This window comes from Arcicella sp. LKC2W (assembly GCF_034931005.1).
Lineage (GTDB): Bacteria > Bacteroidota > Bacteroidia > Cytophagales > Spirosomataceae > Arcicella.
On sequence record NZ_JAYGIN010000006.1, the window covers coordinates 22,236 to 37,307 of the forward strand.

Genomic DNA, 15,072 nt, shown 5'->3' on the forward strand with positions numbered 1-15,072 from the left:
AAACGTTGAAAAACGCCATTTATTTTAACTTATCTCAAAATCATTACTTTACCGCTATTTTGGTTTACATCATTTACGTGTAATCGATAAATATACGTTCCTGATGTAAGATTCTTACCTGTTGAATCTGTGCCGTCCCAAATAAATTCGTTGATTCCAATGTGTAAAAGTTGAGTTGCAGTATCAAGCGTTTTTACTTTGCAACCTTGTTCGTTATAGATTGCAAGATTGTAATTTTTAGGAATTTCTGTACCTGTTATTGTAAACGAAAACTTAGTGAAAAACTCAAAAGGGTTGGGATAAACCAACCAAGATTTCAACTCGTTTTTCTGCACAATTCTGAATGAAATTTGATAGGATTGATTTCCTGCCAAATTCCCTGCCAAATCTTTTCCTTGCACTCGTAAAGTCAGCGTGTCTTCTTTTAAATTTTGAGGTAAATATTTGATAATGAAATTGTTGTCTATAAAGTTTACCTTCCAAGAAATATCGGAATTACTAAAATGTATTCGTTTGAAAGAACAAGTTTTACACGATTTTAGCGACATTTCTAAGCCTACCGTGTCAGTTCTAATTCTGAATAGATTTTCGTCTTTCAAACTGATTTGAATCAATGGTTTTGCCGAAACAATTTCATTATTTTGAATCTGCCGACCGTCGAAAGTAACACTGAGAATTGGGTTGATTTTATCTGGAATTACACTGAAATGATAGTCGATAGAATTATTATTATAAATCTGTTCGGGTTGAATTTGTGGATTAAAAACTAAACTTAACGTGTTATCACCAACGAACCCAGCGGTTTGGATTGGAATGCTAATTTTTACAGAATCCAATGTATTTAAAGCTTTGATTTTGAATAGTTTAGTTTGTGATTTCCCCAATGAACGATTTGATAAAACCTGTCTTAGTGTAATAGAATCTTTGAAGTTTTTATCCGAAATATTCTTAAACCAAACGTCTGCCGTAAAATTTTCATATTCTTGTTTATCCGTAATTTTTGAGGAGTTATTAACATCAATAATACCTTCTGGAACACCTTTATAAGTCACCGTCCAAGATTGTAATTGTGGCGTTTTCCCAAATTCTTCACTTGTTTTTAGAGTAAGTTTTAATTTTAGAAATGGAAATATTTTAGTGTCTATTCTGTTGATTTTGAGCGAATTACTATTGATATTTTTCTGTAAAATCGTTTCCTCTCCTTGTGCATTTACGCCAATAATATCGTAGAAAAAAGACTGCAAATTTTCTTGCTGAATTTTCAAAGAAATATCACCCCATTCCGAAGCAGGTCCAATAAGTGGCGAAGTAATTTTACCTTCATTAAATTGGTCTTTGATTTCGTAATTATCCAAAGTCAAAATTTCTCCCGATGGATTTTTGTCAAAATCTGGGAATAATGCTAATAATGATTTTTTCGCTCCTTTCCGACCAATCACTAAAAAAGGTGAGCCGTTGGCATGACTAAGTTTTTCAATTTTACTTAAATCAACGCCTATTTCTTGTAGTTTTTGGAGGTTTTCAAACGAAAAATTATCGTAATATAAATAGCCTGAGTTCCAAAGCATGACGTAATTTCCTGTGTCGGTAGCGTTTAAATAATCGCTTAAATCGGTTGATTTTGCATCGGTAGAAAGGTAGTTTACCGAGTAAGGCGTATAGCCACAAACCAATGAAGGAATGACCGAATATGGGCGTAAGGCACGGTTAAAAGCAATGGCGTTGAGGTTGTTCCAAGGATAACAAATGCCGTTTCCTATTAGTTGTTTGTTGTTAATAATCAGTGAGTTAGCCAAATGTGGGCGTGGAATTCCACTATTGCCACCGTAAATTTTTGCAGATATTTTCAAAGAAGATGAAGGGAATTCCCAACCCGATTCTTCCAATAAAATTTGATTATCGGTAGTGGTTTTCATCAACTGTGGAATGCTACTTTGGGCAAATCCTTCTGTGCCATTTTTGATGTAAATAAATGAACTTTCTGTCCAAGTATTTTCGTTGGCAAACTTAGTCCGAACATAATAAACTACGCTATCTTTCTCTAATAAATCGGTTTTCCAATAAAGTAAAGAAGTTGCTAATTCTGTAAAATTTTTCTTAAAATTGGAAGTGAATTTCTTAGAACTATCCAATTCAATAATCACGGATAAATTATTGTTTTGTGGAATTTGTAAAATAAAATTCACCTCTTTTTGATTGACAATTGAAAATTCACGAGGCGATAAAACGCTTATGTTGGCACTCGGGAAATTGTATTCTAAAACGGCTGAATTATTGCTTTTATTCGTTTCAATGATTTGATTATCAGGGTCTAAACTTACTTCAAAACGATTATTGCCAATGCTTAAATTTTTATCATTTTTAATATTCAAATAAACAGTATCTTGAAAATTGATAGGATTTATATTGAGCTTTTCAAAGTTATCCACTATACCATTCGCATAAATTCGAGTTAGTTTTAGGTTAAACTTTTTAGAAGAAATTCGTCCTAAATTACTAATCACAATTCCAACTTTCAACGAATCTGCATTGCTGTTGAGAGGTGAATTTATATCCACATTTTTCAAGAAAATTGATGAGCTATTGGTTTCATAATCAGGGTTTTGTGTTGGAAATAGTGCCACTGCAGGGTCACCTTGAAGAGTCAGTTGTTGAGCCGTAGCCAGTTCGTAAATGCTATTGGGGTATTTCTTTAAATAACGATTTACACTTTCACGCATGACTGTTCCGAAAGGTTTATCAGCGAAGAGTGAATCGGTAAAAAGTGTGTTGTAAATTTCGTCAGAATACGTTTTTAAGACTGATGGATAACCCAAATTGGAATGTGCCAAGAATAAAATTGCCCCTTTATCGGGCGTGTTTATCCAGTCTGTTCCGAAGGAAGAACGAGAGCCAAATAAATCGCCAGCATCGCAACCATTCACCAAAATGAAAGGATATTTGCCTTTATTTTTGTAGCCTAAAAGTTCGTTGGAACAATAACCAATGTCCATATCCGCTTGCCCAGAAGAGGCGTGTCCGAACAACGTAATCATGCCCACACCTTCATTTACTCGTTCGGTTACGTTAATAAATTCCACAGGATTATCGGTTTTTTTAGTCAATAAATCCACTTTTCCGCCCAAAAATCCCGTCTCATAAATGTGCTTAAAGTCGTTCACATAGTCTTTAAAAGTGGTGATTTCGTAAGGTGTTCTGCCTCCCGACATTTTCAACGATTTCTTCCGCCAAAGTGCGTCCATTGGGGACGATTCATGTTCTTTAACTTTCTTTAAATAATCTAAAACAGTTTGTGGATTATTTGTTGCCAAACGCCCAATTCCAAGACTCATAAAATTAGGTTCAGTACCATTTAATCCCATCACAAAAGGTACGTCAGCACTTGGAAAACCCACATTTGGAATTAAGTCATTTTGATATTCTGTTAAATTTTTTCTGGCTTTTTGTGGATAACTTGACGTGCCAATTAGAAAGACAAATTGTGGTTTTGAATTACGCATCTTATCATTCAAAAAACGCTTGATAGCTAATGGATTTTTGTCTCCGTAAGTAAATAAATCATACAGTAAATCAATCTCTATACTCAGCGTATCATATTTTCCACCCTGAACTGAAGCCCGATAAGAAGCATATTCTTTTACTGTTTTTGATAATGATTTGTGATTGATTATTAGGTAGTTGGCTTTTGAGTTATTGATGTTTTTGAAATTGACAGATTCAATTGAATTAACTTTTTGGAATTGATTGGTTGCTAAAAACTGATTGCCCAAAACTATACATTCAAGACCATTTTCTTTTTGAGTAAAACCAATTTTTTGAATATTGTTTTTATCTGAAATGTCATATAATTGCACGCCCAAAGGAGTATTTGGAATACTTATAAAGCGTTCAGGCAAAGCACTTGGATAAAGGTTGAAAACTTTTTCTGTTGTGCCTTTCATATCAAAACTTTGTGGGTAAGTCAGTTTTAGATATGATACGGAATATTGGTCATTTAATGAAGTAATTGAACGTGTTGAAAATCGGAATCTATTATTGTCAATATCTTGGAAATTTACAATTTTAGAAGTTTTGTAAGTGAAATAATTATTGAAGAAAATCGTATCAATTAATCTTTGTTTTGAACCTTCATTAAACCAAGTTTCAATAGAATGTTTGCCTGCCGAACGACCAGCAAATAGGATTTCTAATGTTGGTTTTAAGGAATCTATTTTTATAACATTTTCAAGATGGAAGTCAAAATTTACGAATGAATTGGGATTCTTGATTTCTCCTGTCCAACCTTTTCCATACAAATAATTGCTATTTAAAATTCCCGAATTTAAGGACGTTCCAATTGGCTCTGGTTGTCCTTCTGAATATGATGAAGTAAATAATTGCAGATTTTCTTCGAGGTGAAAAAACTCAGGTTTTAGATTTTTTGTATTTGTTTTTTGTAAGGTTTTTACTCTTTTACCAATTTGATTATCAGTGTGATAGGTCAAAAAGTATGAAGCTGTATCAGTGAATAAACTATAATATTGATGTGGTTGGGATTTTGCAGGAGTATAAAGTAAGGAATCTAAAGAACCATCATTTCCTTCTGCATAAAACTCAATGAAATCATCATTATTGAATTGTTTATCTTCTTCACCTTTGATGAAAATGGCTTGTTCCTTTCCATTTCTGAAAATTTGTATTTTTTGAGGATTTATAGTAGTCGGAAATCCAGAAGAATTTAGTTCATCATAACTAATTTGGTAGATTCCTTTTTGCGTTATTTTAATTTTAAAATATTGCTGATTATAATTAATCCACTCATTACCAGTGCTTTGTGCATTAGTAGAGAGGTGAATGATTGTTAAAAAGTAGAGTAAATTGATTGATGTTTTTGTGTAAAAATTGTGTAGCATACGTATAAGTTTTTTGAATTCCCAAAGTTTACATTTTATAAGAAACAAATAAAACAGTTGGAGATATTTATCTGAAAATGTTTTATCATAATCATATTTTTTCTGTAAATACTCACAATACTGGATATTTTAGTAAGTGAAATTTGAGTATATTGCTTTTGAAATTTTCTTCATTCAACAAATTACCAAATCAAAAACTATGAAAAAAATACTAATATCTCTCATTGCTTTTTCTATTGCATTTTCAACATTCGGACAAACGGGATACACGCCTTCAGCAGATAATTTGAAAGCTCGTGAGGAATTCCAAAACATGAAATACGGAATGTTTATTCACTGGGGACTGTCGAGCCTTTTGGGTGATGGCGAGTGGGTGATGCAAAACCAAAATATTCCTGTAAAGGATTATGTTAGGCTACAAAAAGTCTTTAATCCGATTGATTTTAATGCCAAAACTTGGGTTGAAATTGCCAAAAATTCGGGTATGAAATACATTACTTTGATTACTCGCCACCATGACGGATTTAGTAATTTCGATACAAAACAGTCGGATTGGAATATTATGAAAACGCCTTTCAAACGGGATATTGTGAAGGAATTAGCCGATGAATGTCATAAACAAGGAATTAAAATTTGTTTTTATTATTCGCTATTAGATTGGTACAGAGATGATTATCCTTACGAAACAGGAAAAACAGGCAAAGGCACAGGACGTACTAAAAAAAGTGATTATGCGAGTTATTTAAAATTTATGAAAGCTCAATTGACTGAACTTTTGACCAATTATGGTGAAGTTTCAACCATTTGGTTTGATGGACATTGGGATCAATTGGCGAATGACCATGACAAGACTTTGAGTTCAAAAATTGATTGGAAGTACGACGAAATTTACTCGTTAATTCACAAGTTACAACCGCAATGTTTAATCGGAAATAATCACCATTTGATGCCAATTGCAGGGGAAGATTTTCAGATGTTTGAAAAAGATTTACCAGGTGGAAATTCAACAGGTTTTGGCGGTGCTGATATTTCACCTTTGCCACTCGAAACTTGCGAAACCATTAGCGACGCTTGGGGATTCAATATCAATGACCATAAATACAAATCAACCAAACAATTGGTTGATTATTTAGTAAAAGCGGCTGGTTTTGGAGCAAACTTTTTATTAAATGTTGGACCAATGCCCAATGGTGAAATTCAACCAGAATTTGTGGAAAGATTAGCTCAAATGGGCGATTGGTTGAAGGTTTACGGAGAAACAATTTATGGCTCAAAAGGCGGTTTTGTCCGTCCGCAGGCGTGGGGAGCAGTTACCGAAAAAGGCAATAAAATGTATATTCACCTTTTGAATTATAAAGATGATAAATTCATGTTAAAAATTCCTCAAAATGTAAAATCGGCAAAGTTATTTGTGGGTAAATCACCTGTGAAATTTCAAAAATTGGATAATGAGTATTATGTTTTTGATGTTGCTTCGTTGGATAAAAATGCGATGGATAACGTCATTGAGTTGGAAAAATAATAAATACCATCATATTTAAAACGGATTTATATAAAATGGCAAGTATATAAATCCGTACTTAATTCTACTAAATCATGAATGAATCATTTCTGCATTTTTTGTGGCAATTTCAAAATTTTGATAAAACAAATCTACAAACTACTGATAGAGAAGTAGTTGAAGTAAATAAGGTTGGTCGTTTAAACTTTGACTCTGGAGCAGATTTCCAAGATGCTCGTATTATCATTGATGAAGTGGTATGGGCTGGAAGTGTTGAAATTCATATAAAATCTTCTGATTGGGATATGCACAAACATCAATTTGATGCTTCATATCAAAACGTAATTCTACACGTTGTTTGGGAAGATGATAAACCCATTTTGCGAAAAGACGGCACAAAAATTCCGACGATTACCTTGTGTGAACGAGCCGATAAAAATCTCCTCCAAAAATACCACGCCATGATGCAAAGCAAAGCTGAAATGCCTTGCCAAAATCAATTTATGGAAGTGGATGACATCAAAAAACTGTCGATGTTGGATAAGGTTTTAATGAAACGTCTGCAAGATAAATCATTGATAGTGAACCAGTTTTTACAGGAAAATAAACAAGATTGGGAAGAAACAACCTACCAAATTTTAGCCAAAAACTTCGGTTTTAAACTGAATGCTGAACCATTTTTGAGTTTGTCTAAAAACCTTCCTTTGAAAATTCTACAAAAACATCGTGATAATTTAGGACAAATTGAAGCCTTGATTTTTGGCGTTGCGGGTTTTCTACAAAATGACAATAACGAAATAGAATGGGACGATTATCGAAAAAATCTCCGAAAAGAATTTCAGTTTTTAGCTTCAAAATATCAATTGCACGATAAAGTTTTGGGGCAACACGAGTGGAAGTATTTACGGCTCCGTCCTGCCAATTTCCCCACGGTTCGTTTGGCTCAATTCGCCAAATTTATTCATCAAAATGCCAACCTTTTTTCCGTGTTAATTCATCTTGACAAGGTGAAAAGTTTAGCTAAAATCTTGAAAGTAAAACAATCGGATTATTGGATAGAGCATTATGTTTTTGGTAAAAAATCAGAAGGGAAAGTACCGACTTTAGGAAACTCTTCAGTAGAGAATGTGGTGATAAATACGGTTGTGCCTTTATTGGTTGCTTATGCCAATCAAAAAGATAATCGAGATTATTTAGAAAAAGCCATTGGTTTATTAGAAGAAATTGCTGCCGAAGAAAATAATATTACAAAGCATTGGCAATCAATGGGTTTGAAGATAAAGACAGCCTTCGATTCACAAGCGAGTATTGAGTGGTATAATCATTTTTGCCTGACAAAAAAGTGTTTGGAGTGTAATGTTGGGGTTGATATTTTGCGAAAAAATGATTAAATGTGATGCCTCACAAAGGTATTAATGCAATGATATTTCCATCGAAATTACACTCAAAACAGGCTCAGTTAAGCACTATATGTTTACTTTTTTACTCACTTCCTCAATCCAAGTTCTTGCCATTAATTCATGTCCAGCGGGCATTGGGTGAATCCCATCCCAACACCAAAAATTAGCAGGTGTTTTTTCAGTTGCTTTGTCAAAACATTGCTGAAACGGCACAAAAATCGTTTGAAATTCATTGGCTAATTTCTTTACAATTGCCTGTCTCTTTTTAATTTCAGCATACCATAAATCACTGCTTTGATTCACCATTCCGACTGGTAGAATGAAGGGTTCACAAAGTACCAAAACTACATCAGGGAGTTTTTTTTTAGTTTCCGTTAGCAAGTTTCGGTAAGTTTCTTCAAATACTTCTGCCGACTCAGGGTTTTGATTTCGGATGACAGAATGCGTATCATTTACACCTACCAAAATACTTAATAAATTGGGTTTGAGGTTAAGCGTATCCGTTTGCCAACGTTTTGCTAAGTCTGAAACTTTATTGCCACTAATCCCACGATTTATAAAATTATAGCCCGCTTCGGGTTTATCAAACCACAATCTGCTGGCTATCAAATACATATATCCATGCCCCAAAATATGATTCCAGTCATTGTTACGAGTTCGATTTCCATCTGTAATCGAATCGCCTTGAAATAACATGGTAAAATTTTTAGGGTCGATTTTGTCTTGTAATGCTAAACCATCAAGTGAAGGCTGAGCGGCAAGCATAAGTCCACCTTGACCAAGTTTTGAAATAAAAGCTCTTCTTGAATTTTTCATAGTTGTTTGAGAGAATGTTTTATTATTGCTCACCCTGATTTATAACCCCAGTGGGACTGTTTGGCGTGGTTTGGTCTTGCGTTTTTAACGCTAATAAATGCGACACTTCGCAAGACCATTAATGCTCTCGCTCACCCTGATTTGCAATCAGGCGTGGTTTGGTCTTGCGTTTTTAACGCTAATAAATGCGATGCAATCGCAAGACCAAAAATGCACTGATTTCAAATCAGTGCAAGCAATCTCTCCAAATGATGATAATCAATCCCAAAATAAGCTTTCGTAGCTTTTAATTTCTCTAAAATCTCCGCTTGCTTCTTCGGGTTTACTTTGCCTTTTATGCCTACAACCAACACATTTTTAGGCGTATGTGCGTCGGAAATAAATTGAAAAACTTTGGTTTTGTAGCCGAAATATTCCAAAATCATGGCTCTAATGCCGTCCGTCACCATTTCGGCTTGACGTTCCAAGAAAATGCCGTATTTGGTCAAAAAGTCTAATTCGTTGGAGGCTTTATTTTTCTCAATTTCCCTTCTGATTTGTTTATGACAACACGGGGCAACCACAATTAAATCAGCTTCTGCGGTGATTCCTTTGTAAATGGCATCGTCGGTTGCGGTATCGCAGGCGTGGAGGGCAATGAGAATATAGGTATCGGTGCTGTCGTAGTTTTCAATGGTTCCTTCCACAAAATTCAGACCGTCAAATCCTGTGTTTTGGGCAATTGAATTACATAATTCTACCATGTCAGGACGAAATTCTACGCCAATGACTGACGGTTTTAACGCCAAAACATTCGTCAGATAATCGTACAAAGCAAAAGTTAAATAACCTTTCCCCGAACCCATATCAACGACTTTTTTCAGATTTTCGGCAGGAATTTCTTTAATTAAAGAACTCAAAATATCAACGTAATGATTGATTTGCTTGTATTTATCCTGAGCATTTTTGTAAACATTTCCCTCCGCATCCGTAATTTTTAGTTCGTGTAAATAGGCTTTTGCATTGGTTTCAATCAGGCGTTTTTTAGAACGGTCGTGGTCGAGCGAAACTTGAGCTTTTTGGGTGGGATTGATTTTTCGTAATGTAATCTTTTGATTATTAAATTGTTCCCAAATTAAATCAAACTCATTGGTAAAAAGCGTTGCGACTTTAAAACCGTTTTCTAAAGATTGGTGAATGAGATTTACGCCTTCTTCAATCGTGAAGTTTTTGGTAATATCACGGGTTTTGTAGCGATAAGTAAAGTTGAGTTTCTCTTCTCGTTTTATCAAAATCTGTTTGACGTAAATATTTTTTAGCCCTTCTTCAGAACCTTTATAATTGCCCAAAGACAGTTTGACAAAAGTATTTTGTGAAATACTTTCAGAAAGAGAATTAATGAATTGATTCGTTTGCAATGGTTGGGTATGTTTTGAAGCAAGTATATTTTGCGGAGTCACAGTAAAAAATTATTCTGATTCTGAAATTTCAAAAACCTTCGGTAGTCCCATTTGTACGGCATAAAAGGAAGTGCCGTTGCTATAAATGTTTTCTAACAATAAATTAACGTCACTATAAAAATCAAACTGAATGTCGGGATGAAGTTTTACCAATTTCTTCAAAAGAAAATCAGTTCTTTTAACAACATAATTTGTTAGTGTATCGGTTTTTGAATTGTATTTTGAAATCCATTTCAATTGTTTTTCAAAACAGTCTTTCAACAATTTCATGGTCAATTCTACTTCACCGTATTTATCTTTGGTAACTTTTACGTGTCGAGTAATTTCGCTATTGAGATAACGCATATCCATCATTAAATAGCCCGATGACATGGCATCCAACCGATAAAGTTTGTCAATCGCAGTTTTGACTTCATCACGACGGAACTCAACGGTTATTCCTTCTTCCACCAAAGTGAATTGTAACTGCTGAACAAGAATAACATCTTTGGCAACAAGCCTCAATAATAATTTATCTTTATCTTTTTGTGGCATTGATAAAATTGCCATCTGTAAGTCTTTTTCTAATTTTGCCATCAAATGTAACACGGACAGCCCTGTCCGCCGTTTTAAAAACACAAATTGTAACAAAGTTAAGGAATTAGGGGTTAATTCAGCAGTGTTTAGTTAACAGCTTCAATATAAAGGCTTCAAAGGGTTAAGTTTTTATTGATTAAGAATTTATGGAAAATAAAGGAATATTTTATGCTATCGGTATTATTTCGCTTTGGATAGTTACGTTGATATATTTATTAAACTATCAAATAGATTTTTACAATCCATTGGTGTATGTGTTTGTGCTTTTGCAAACGCATTTATACACAGGAATTTTTATCACCGCTCACGATGCCATTCATGGCGTTGTTGCTCCCAATAATAAGAAATTGAATTATTGGATTGGTTTTGTTTGTGCAACGATTTTTGCCTATAACAATTACGAAAAACTTTCTCGCAAACATCACTTACATCATGCCCATGTGGTGTCGGACGATGACCCTGATTATTATCATGGAAATTTCTTTAGATGGTATCTGAAATTTGCTTTAGAATACGTAACCTTTTGGCAAATTCTCTTTATGGCTATTACGTATAATATTTTAAAGTTAGTTTTTCCGATGGAAAATTTGATAGTTTTTTGGGAAGTCCCTGCTATTCTTAGTACGTTACAATTATTCTATTTTGGAACGTATTTGCCTCATCGTGGAGAACACGATACTTCGGATAAATTCAAAGCTCGAAGTCAAGACCTCAATCATTTTGTGGCTTTCATTTCTTGCTATTTTTTTGGGTATCATCACGAACATCACGCCTATCCATATTTGCCTTGGTGGCAATTGCCCAAAGCGAAAGAGCAACAAAACGTTCAATAATTATAAAAAGTTGTAACTGCTTATTATTTAATAATTTAAAATATGCTCTAATAATTAATTTTCTTTTTTTATAACTATTCCAAAACAATTTATTTTTAATGACAAATGCGTTTTTTTGCGAAAAAACATATCATTCATTGAAAATATCCATTTATAGATATTTTTCTACTTTCGTCATAAATAATGTCTAATGGTATTATTTTTAGACAATAAAGAATCTCTTTTTCTTAAAAAAGAACCTCTTGTTTAGGGTACTTGTAATACCTCTTCCAACCGTCATTCGGCATAATTTTTGCTCCAAATACACCGTCAGTTTCCAACAATTAAACCGCCATTAATTGGTAAAAACAAATGAATATTTATGTACCCGTTTTTGGAAGACGGGCAGAGTTGCGTCTATTTATACACACCAAAAGACTGTTTGCCATTATTCCTCTATTTCTATTTTTTACATCCTCTATACACGCCCAAGTTTCGGGGCGAGTCTATAAGGATTTTAATGTAAATGGTGCTTGGGATAGCACCGCCACATATCTCGACCAAGTTTGGGCTGGAGTTAGAGTTGAAGCCTATGACCATGCTGGTGTTTTGAAAGGTTTTGCCCTAACCAACAATCACGGAAGATATACTATCGCTGATGTTTCTGGAAATCTGAGGATACACTTTCTATTACCCGAAAGTTATACTGATGGATTTATTACGCAAACAGGAGCAAGTAGTCAATCCAGTATTCAAATGGTTCATGCTCCTGTTTCTGGAGTTGATTTAGGAATGAATCTTGCCGATGATTACTGTGGAGACGACCCTTCGGTTGTGGTACCCTGTTATGTGGTTGGTATTGGAGATAATCTCATTCCGAATGATGGTTTAGCTCTTTTTAAATACTCCGCTTCTGGTACAGACCATAGCCAAATAGGAATGCCCAATTCATCTATTGCGATGGTCGGTTCTACTTGGGGAGGGGCGTATCAGCGAGAAACTGGTTCTTTTTTTGCAGCGGCTTTTATGAAACGCCATGCAGGATTTGGAATTGGAGGTAGTGGAGCTATCTATGTTACCAAAAATGTAACTGCTCCTGCTCAGTCTTTTACCGAGTTGTATCTCAATTTATCTGATTTCGGAATTAATACTGGAAGTGACCCACACTCAGCTCCGAATTATCAATTAGACACGATTAATGCCAACGGAAACCCCTTTGATGAAGTTGGTAAAATGTCGTTGGGAGATTTAGATATTTCCAGTGATGGAAAGTATTTATTTGTGGTAAATCTAAAAGAACGAAAATTACACCGAATCTTTATTGATGTTCCTCATAAACCTGCGGGAAGTATTACAGCTTCAGACATTACTTCTTGGGATATTCCAAGTGGTTTTGACGAACTTCATAAAGGAATTGGTCGCCCTTTTGGGCTTTGTGTAAGACAAAATAAAGTTTTTGTTGGGGTTACTTGCGATGCTTCAATTTCAAAGGATAGTACCGATTTAAAGGCTCGAATTTATGAATTTGAGCCAGAAGCTCCTACTCCTACATGGAATTTGGCAATTGAATTTCCTTTAAATTATAAAAAAGGAATTGCCACAGGGGAGCGTCCAGAGTCTGGAAAATGGTATCCTTGGATTTCAGATTGGTATGTGTCGGGAATGCCCGAATTTATGCGTGGACGACCAGACCCATCATTGGATAAGTTTTTAGCCTATCCAATGCCACTACTTTCTGATATTGAACTTGACTCTGACGGTTCTATGATTGTTGCTTTTACAGACCGTTTTAGTCATCAGATACGTTTTGCAGGGGTAGATGCACATGGTCAGCATCATGGCACATTTGGTTTTGACCCTCGTTTGGGAGGTGATATTCTCAGAATTGGACGTTGTGATGGCATCAATTGGACATTAGAAAATAATGGAACAGTTTGTGGTGTTTCTACTGCGGGACAAAATAATAATCAGGGAGTAGGAGGAGGAGAGTTTTATGTTGGAGACTCAAATGACCCATTTGGTCACTATGAATTGAGTGTTGGTTCATTGGCTTTCAGACCTGGTTCTCGTGAAATATTATTGGCTTCAACTGACCCAATAAGGGCTTATTCTGCGGGATTAACTTGGCTTAGTAATGAAAATGGAAGTAAAAAAAGAGCATTGGAAGTAATTGAAGAATTAAATAATATCATCAATAATGCTCCCGTAAACTATGGTAAAGCAAGTTCATTAGGAGATATTAATATGGTCTGTGACCCTGCTCCGCTTGAAATCGGGAATTTACTTTGGAAAGATAATAACGGTAATGGAATTCAAGATGCTGGAGAAAAAGGGATTTCATCGGTAATATTACACTTGGTAAATTCAAGTAATCAAGTAGTTGGGAGAGATACTACTGATATGAATGGTGTTTATGCTTTCAATCACTTTAATGTAGTGGATACACTCGGAGTTTCAAAACCTAATCGTTTAGGGCCACAACCAAGAACAAATTATAAGATATTGGTGAAAGGTAAAGCCGTTTCAGCGTTTGCTCCTGCATCGGTTAGTAAAAAGAAAACAAAAATAGAAGAGTCTAATAATTTATATACAGGTTCGGTTATTTCTGGAGGTAATAAAGTGGTGATGGACACGACCACAAATGATGGAGGTTGGAAAGTTGACGATAGTATTTTAGGTAATTCTAATGCTGGTGCTGGCCCCAATCAAGATTTGTTAGATTCTGATGGGATACTCACAGGGAATGACGGAGCTATCTCGGTAACAACTGGGGATGTTGGGCAATCAAACCACTCTTATGACTTTGCTTATTGCCCATTACCAAAACTGGATTTAGTGGCTCAAAAAGCTACCTGTGACCCAATTACAGACCAATTGAAAGACAATGCTAAAATTATTTTATCAAATTTACAATTCTCTCATAAAGTTGGATATTCGATTGGTACTACCTACACAGGGCCATTATTTGCCAATGCTTCGGAGATAAATAGCAGTAGTTATTTTGAAATTGATAGCTTAGTTGGAAACTCAACAGCGACTGTTTATACGGTGAGAATTTTTAATGCCAGTGATGAATGTTCAAGAGATATTCAAGTGACTATCGACGGAACAGTTTGTACGGTTTGTAAAATAACGGCAAATGTAGAAGCTCCTTCTATTAAGGTCTATAATAATGGAACACCTTATGATATATCTGATGATTATTTTACTACTTTAATCCAAACTAATGTCATTAGTGCAGGAGCAGCAGGGTTATATGAAGTGGTGGTAAACGCCAATCCAGATGGTACAGGAGGAACAGTCTTGAATGTTGGAGGAACAGCTTATGGTTCAACTATTCGGGTAGGTTTAGGGAAAGAACTGAAAGCAAATAGTCAGCCCATAAAATTGACAGTAAGAGATATGAATAAACCTGCTTGTATTGAGAGTATTACTGTTCAAGCAGACCCTTTTACGATAGTGTGTAAAGAAAATATTTGTTTACCAATGACTGTAATTAAAAATTAGTAATTGGTGTTAATATTTAATTTTTTATTCTTAACTAAAAAGTGGAACTTAGTAAGCTAAGTTCCACTTTTTTAATACCCAATACCCAATACCCAATACCCAATACCCAATACCCAATACCCAATACCC

At 34.8% G+C, this 15,072-nt stretch carries 8 protein-coding genes; 4 read left to right on the plus strand and 4 right to left on the minus strand.

Annotated elements, in window-relative coordinates:
- Nucleotides 1-29: 29 nt before the first annotated feature.
- On the minus strand, nucleotides 30-4,892 hold the full coding sequence (locus VB796_RS06975) for a C25 family cysteine peptidase (protein WP_323345800.1): 4,863 nt from the start codon (nucleotides 4,890-4,892) through the stop codon (nucleotides 30-32).
- Nucleotides 4,893-5,091: 199 nt separating this feature from the next.
- On the opposite strand from VB796_RS06975, the gene VB796_RS06980 reads away from it, so the two are divergent.
- Complete coding sequence (locus tag VB796_RS06980) at nucleotides 5,092-6,414, plus strand: alpha-L-fucosidase (protein WP_323345801.1); 1,323 nt, start codon at nucleotides 5,092-5,094, stop codon at nucleotides 6,412-6,414.
- Nucleotides 6,415-6,488: 74 nt separating this feature from the next.
- On the plus strand, nucleotides 6,489-7,784 hold the full coding sequence (locus tag VB796_RS06985) for a DUF2851 family protein (RefSeq protein WP_323345802.1): 1,296 nt from the start codon (nucleotides 6,489-6,491) through the stop codon (nucleotides 7,782-7,784).
- Between the two features lie 75 nt (nucleotides 7,785-7,859).
- On the opposite strand, the gene VB796_RS06990 is transcribed toward VB796_RS06985, so the two are convergent.
- The 3 genes from VB796_RS06990 to VB796_RS07000 form a co-directional block, all read right to left on the minus strand.
- Complete coding sequence (locus VB796_RS06990; RefSeq protein ID WP_323345803.1) at nucleotides 7,860-8,609, minus strand: SGNH/GDSL hydrolase family protein; 750 nt, start codon at nucleotides 8,607-8,609, stop codon at nucleotides 7,860-7,862.
- Nucleotides 8,610-8,830: 221 nt separating this feature from the next.
- A complete protein-coding gene (locus tag VB796_RS06995; RefSeq protein WP_323345804.1) occupies nucleotides 8,831-10,006 on the minus strand; it encodes an SAM-dependent methyltransferase in 1,176 nt (391 codons plus the stop codon).
- 51 nt (nucleotides 10,007-10,057) lie between these two features.
- Nucleotides 10,058-10,624 (minus strand): hypothetical protein, encoded by a 567-nt coding sequence (locus VB796_RS07000; RefSeq protein ID WP_323345805.1) that lies wholly within the window; start codon nucleotides 10,622-10,624, stop codon nucleotides 10,058-10,060.
- A 146-nt stretch (nucleotides 10,625-10,770) separates the two neighbouring features.
- On the opposite strand from VB796_RS07000, the gene VB796_RS07005 reads away from it, so the two are divergent.
- Nucleotides 10,771-11,457 carry a fatty acid desaturase gene (locus tag VB796_RS07005; RefSeq protein ID WP_323345806.1) on the plus strand — a complete coding sequence of 229 codons (687 nt, stop codon included), beginning with the start codon at nucleotides 10,771-10,773 and terminating at the stop codon, nucleotides 11,455-11,457.
- A gap of 351 nt (nucleotides 11,458-11,808) precedes the next feature.
- On the plus strand, nucleotides 11,809-14,943 hold the full coding sequence (locus VB796_RS07010) for an SdrD B-like domain-containing protein (RefSeq protein WP_323345807.1): 3,135 nt from the start codon (nucleotides 11,809-11,811) through the stop codon (nucleotides 14,941-14,943).
- The last annotated feature ends 129 nt before the right edge of the window (nucleotides 14,944-15,072 follow it).

What these genes read in the sequence shown, in the direction of transcription:
- VB796_RS06975 (WP_323345800.1), bottom strand. Translation starts at nt 4,892, where the DNA reads ATGCTACACAATTTTTACACAAAAACATCAATCAATTTACTCTACTTT.
- VB796_RS06980 (WP_323345801.1), top strand. Translation starts at nt 5,092, where the DNA reads ATGAAAAAAATACTAATATCTCTCATTGCTTTTTCTATTGCATTTTCA.
- VB796_RS06985 (WP_323345802.1), top strand. Translation starts at nt 6,489, where the DNA reads ATGAATGAATCATTTCTGCATTTTTTGTGGCAATTTCAAAATTTTGAT.
- VB796_RS06990 (WP_323345803.1), bottom strand. Translation starts at nt 8,609, where the DNA reads ATGAAAAATTCAAGAAGAGCTTTTATTTCAAAACTTGGTCAAGGTGGA.
- VB796_RS07000 (WP_323345805.1), bottom strand. Translation starts at nt 10,624, where the DNA reads ATGGCAAAATTAGAAAAAGACTTACAGATGGCAATTTTATCAATGCCA.
- VB796_RS07005 (WP_323345806.1), top strand. Translation starts at nt 10,771, where the DNA reads ATGGAAAATAAAGGAATATTTTATGCTATCGGTATTATTTCGCTTTGG.
- VB796_RS07010 (WP_323345807.1), top strand. Translation starts at nt 11,809, where the DNA reads ATGAATATTTATGTACCCGTTTTTGGAAGACGGGCAGAGTTGCGTCTA.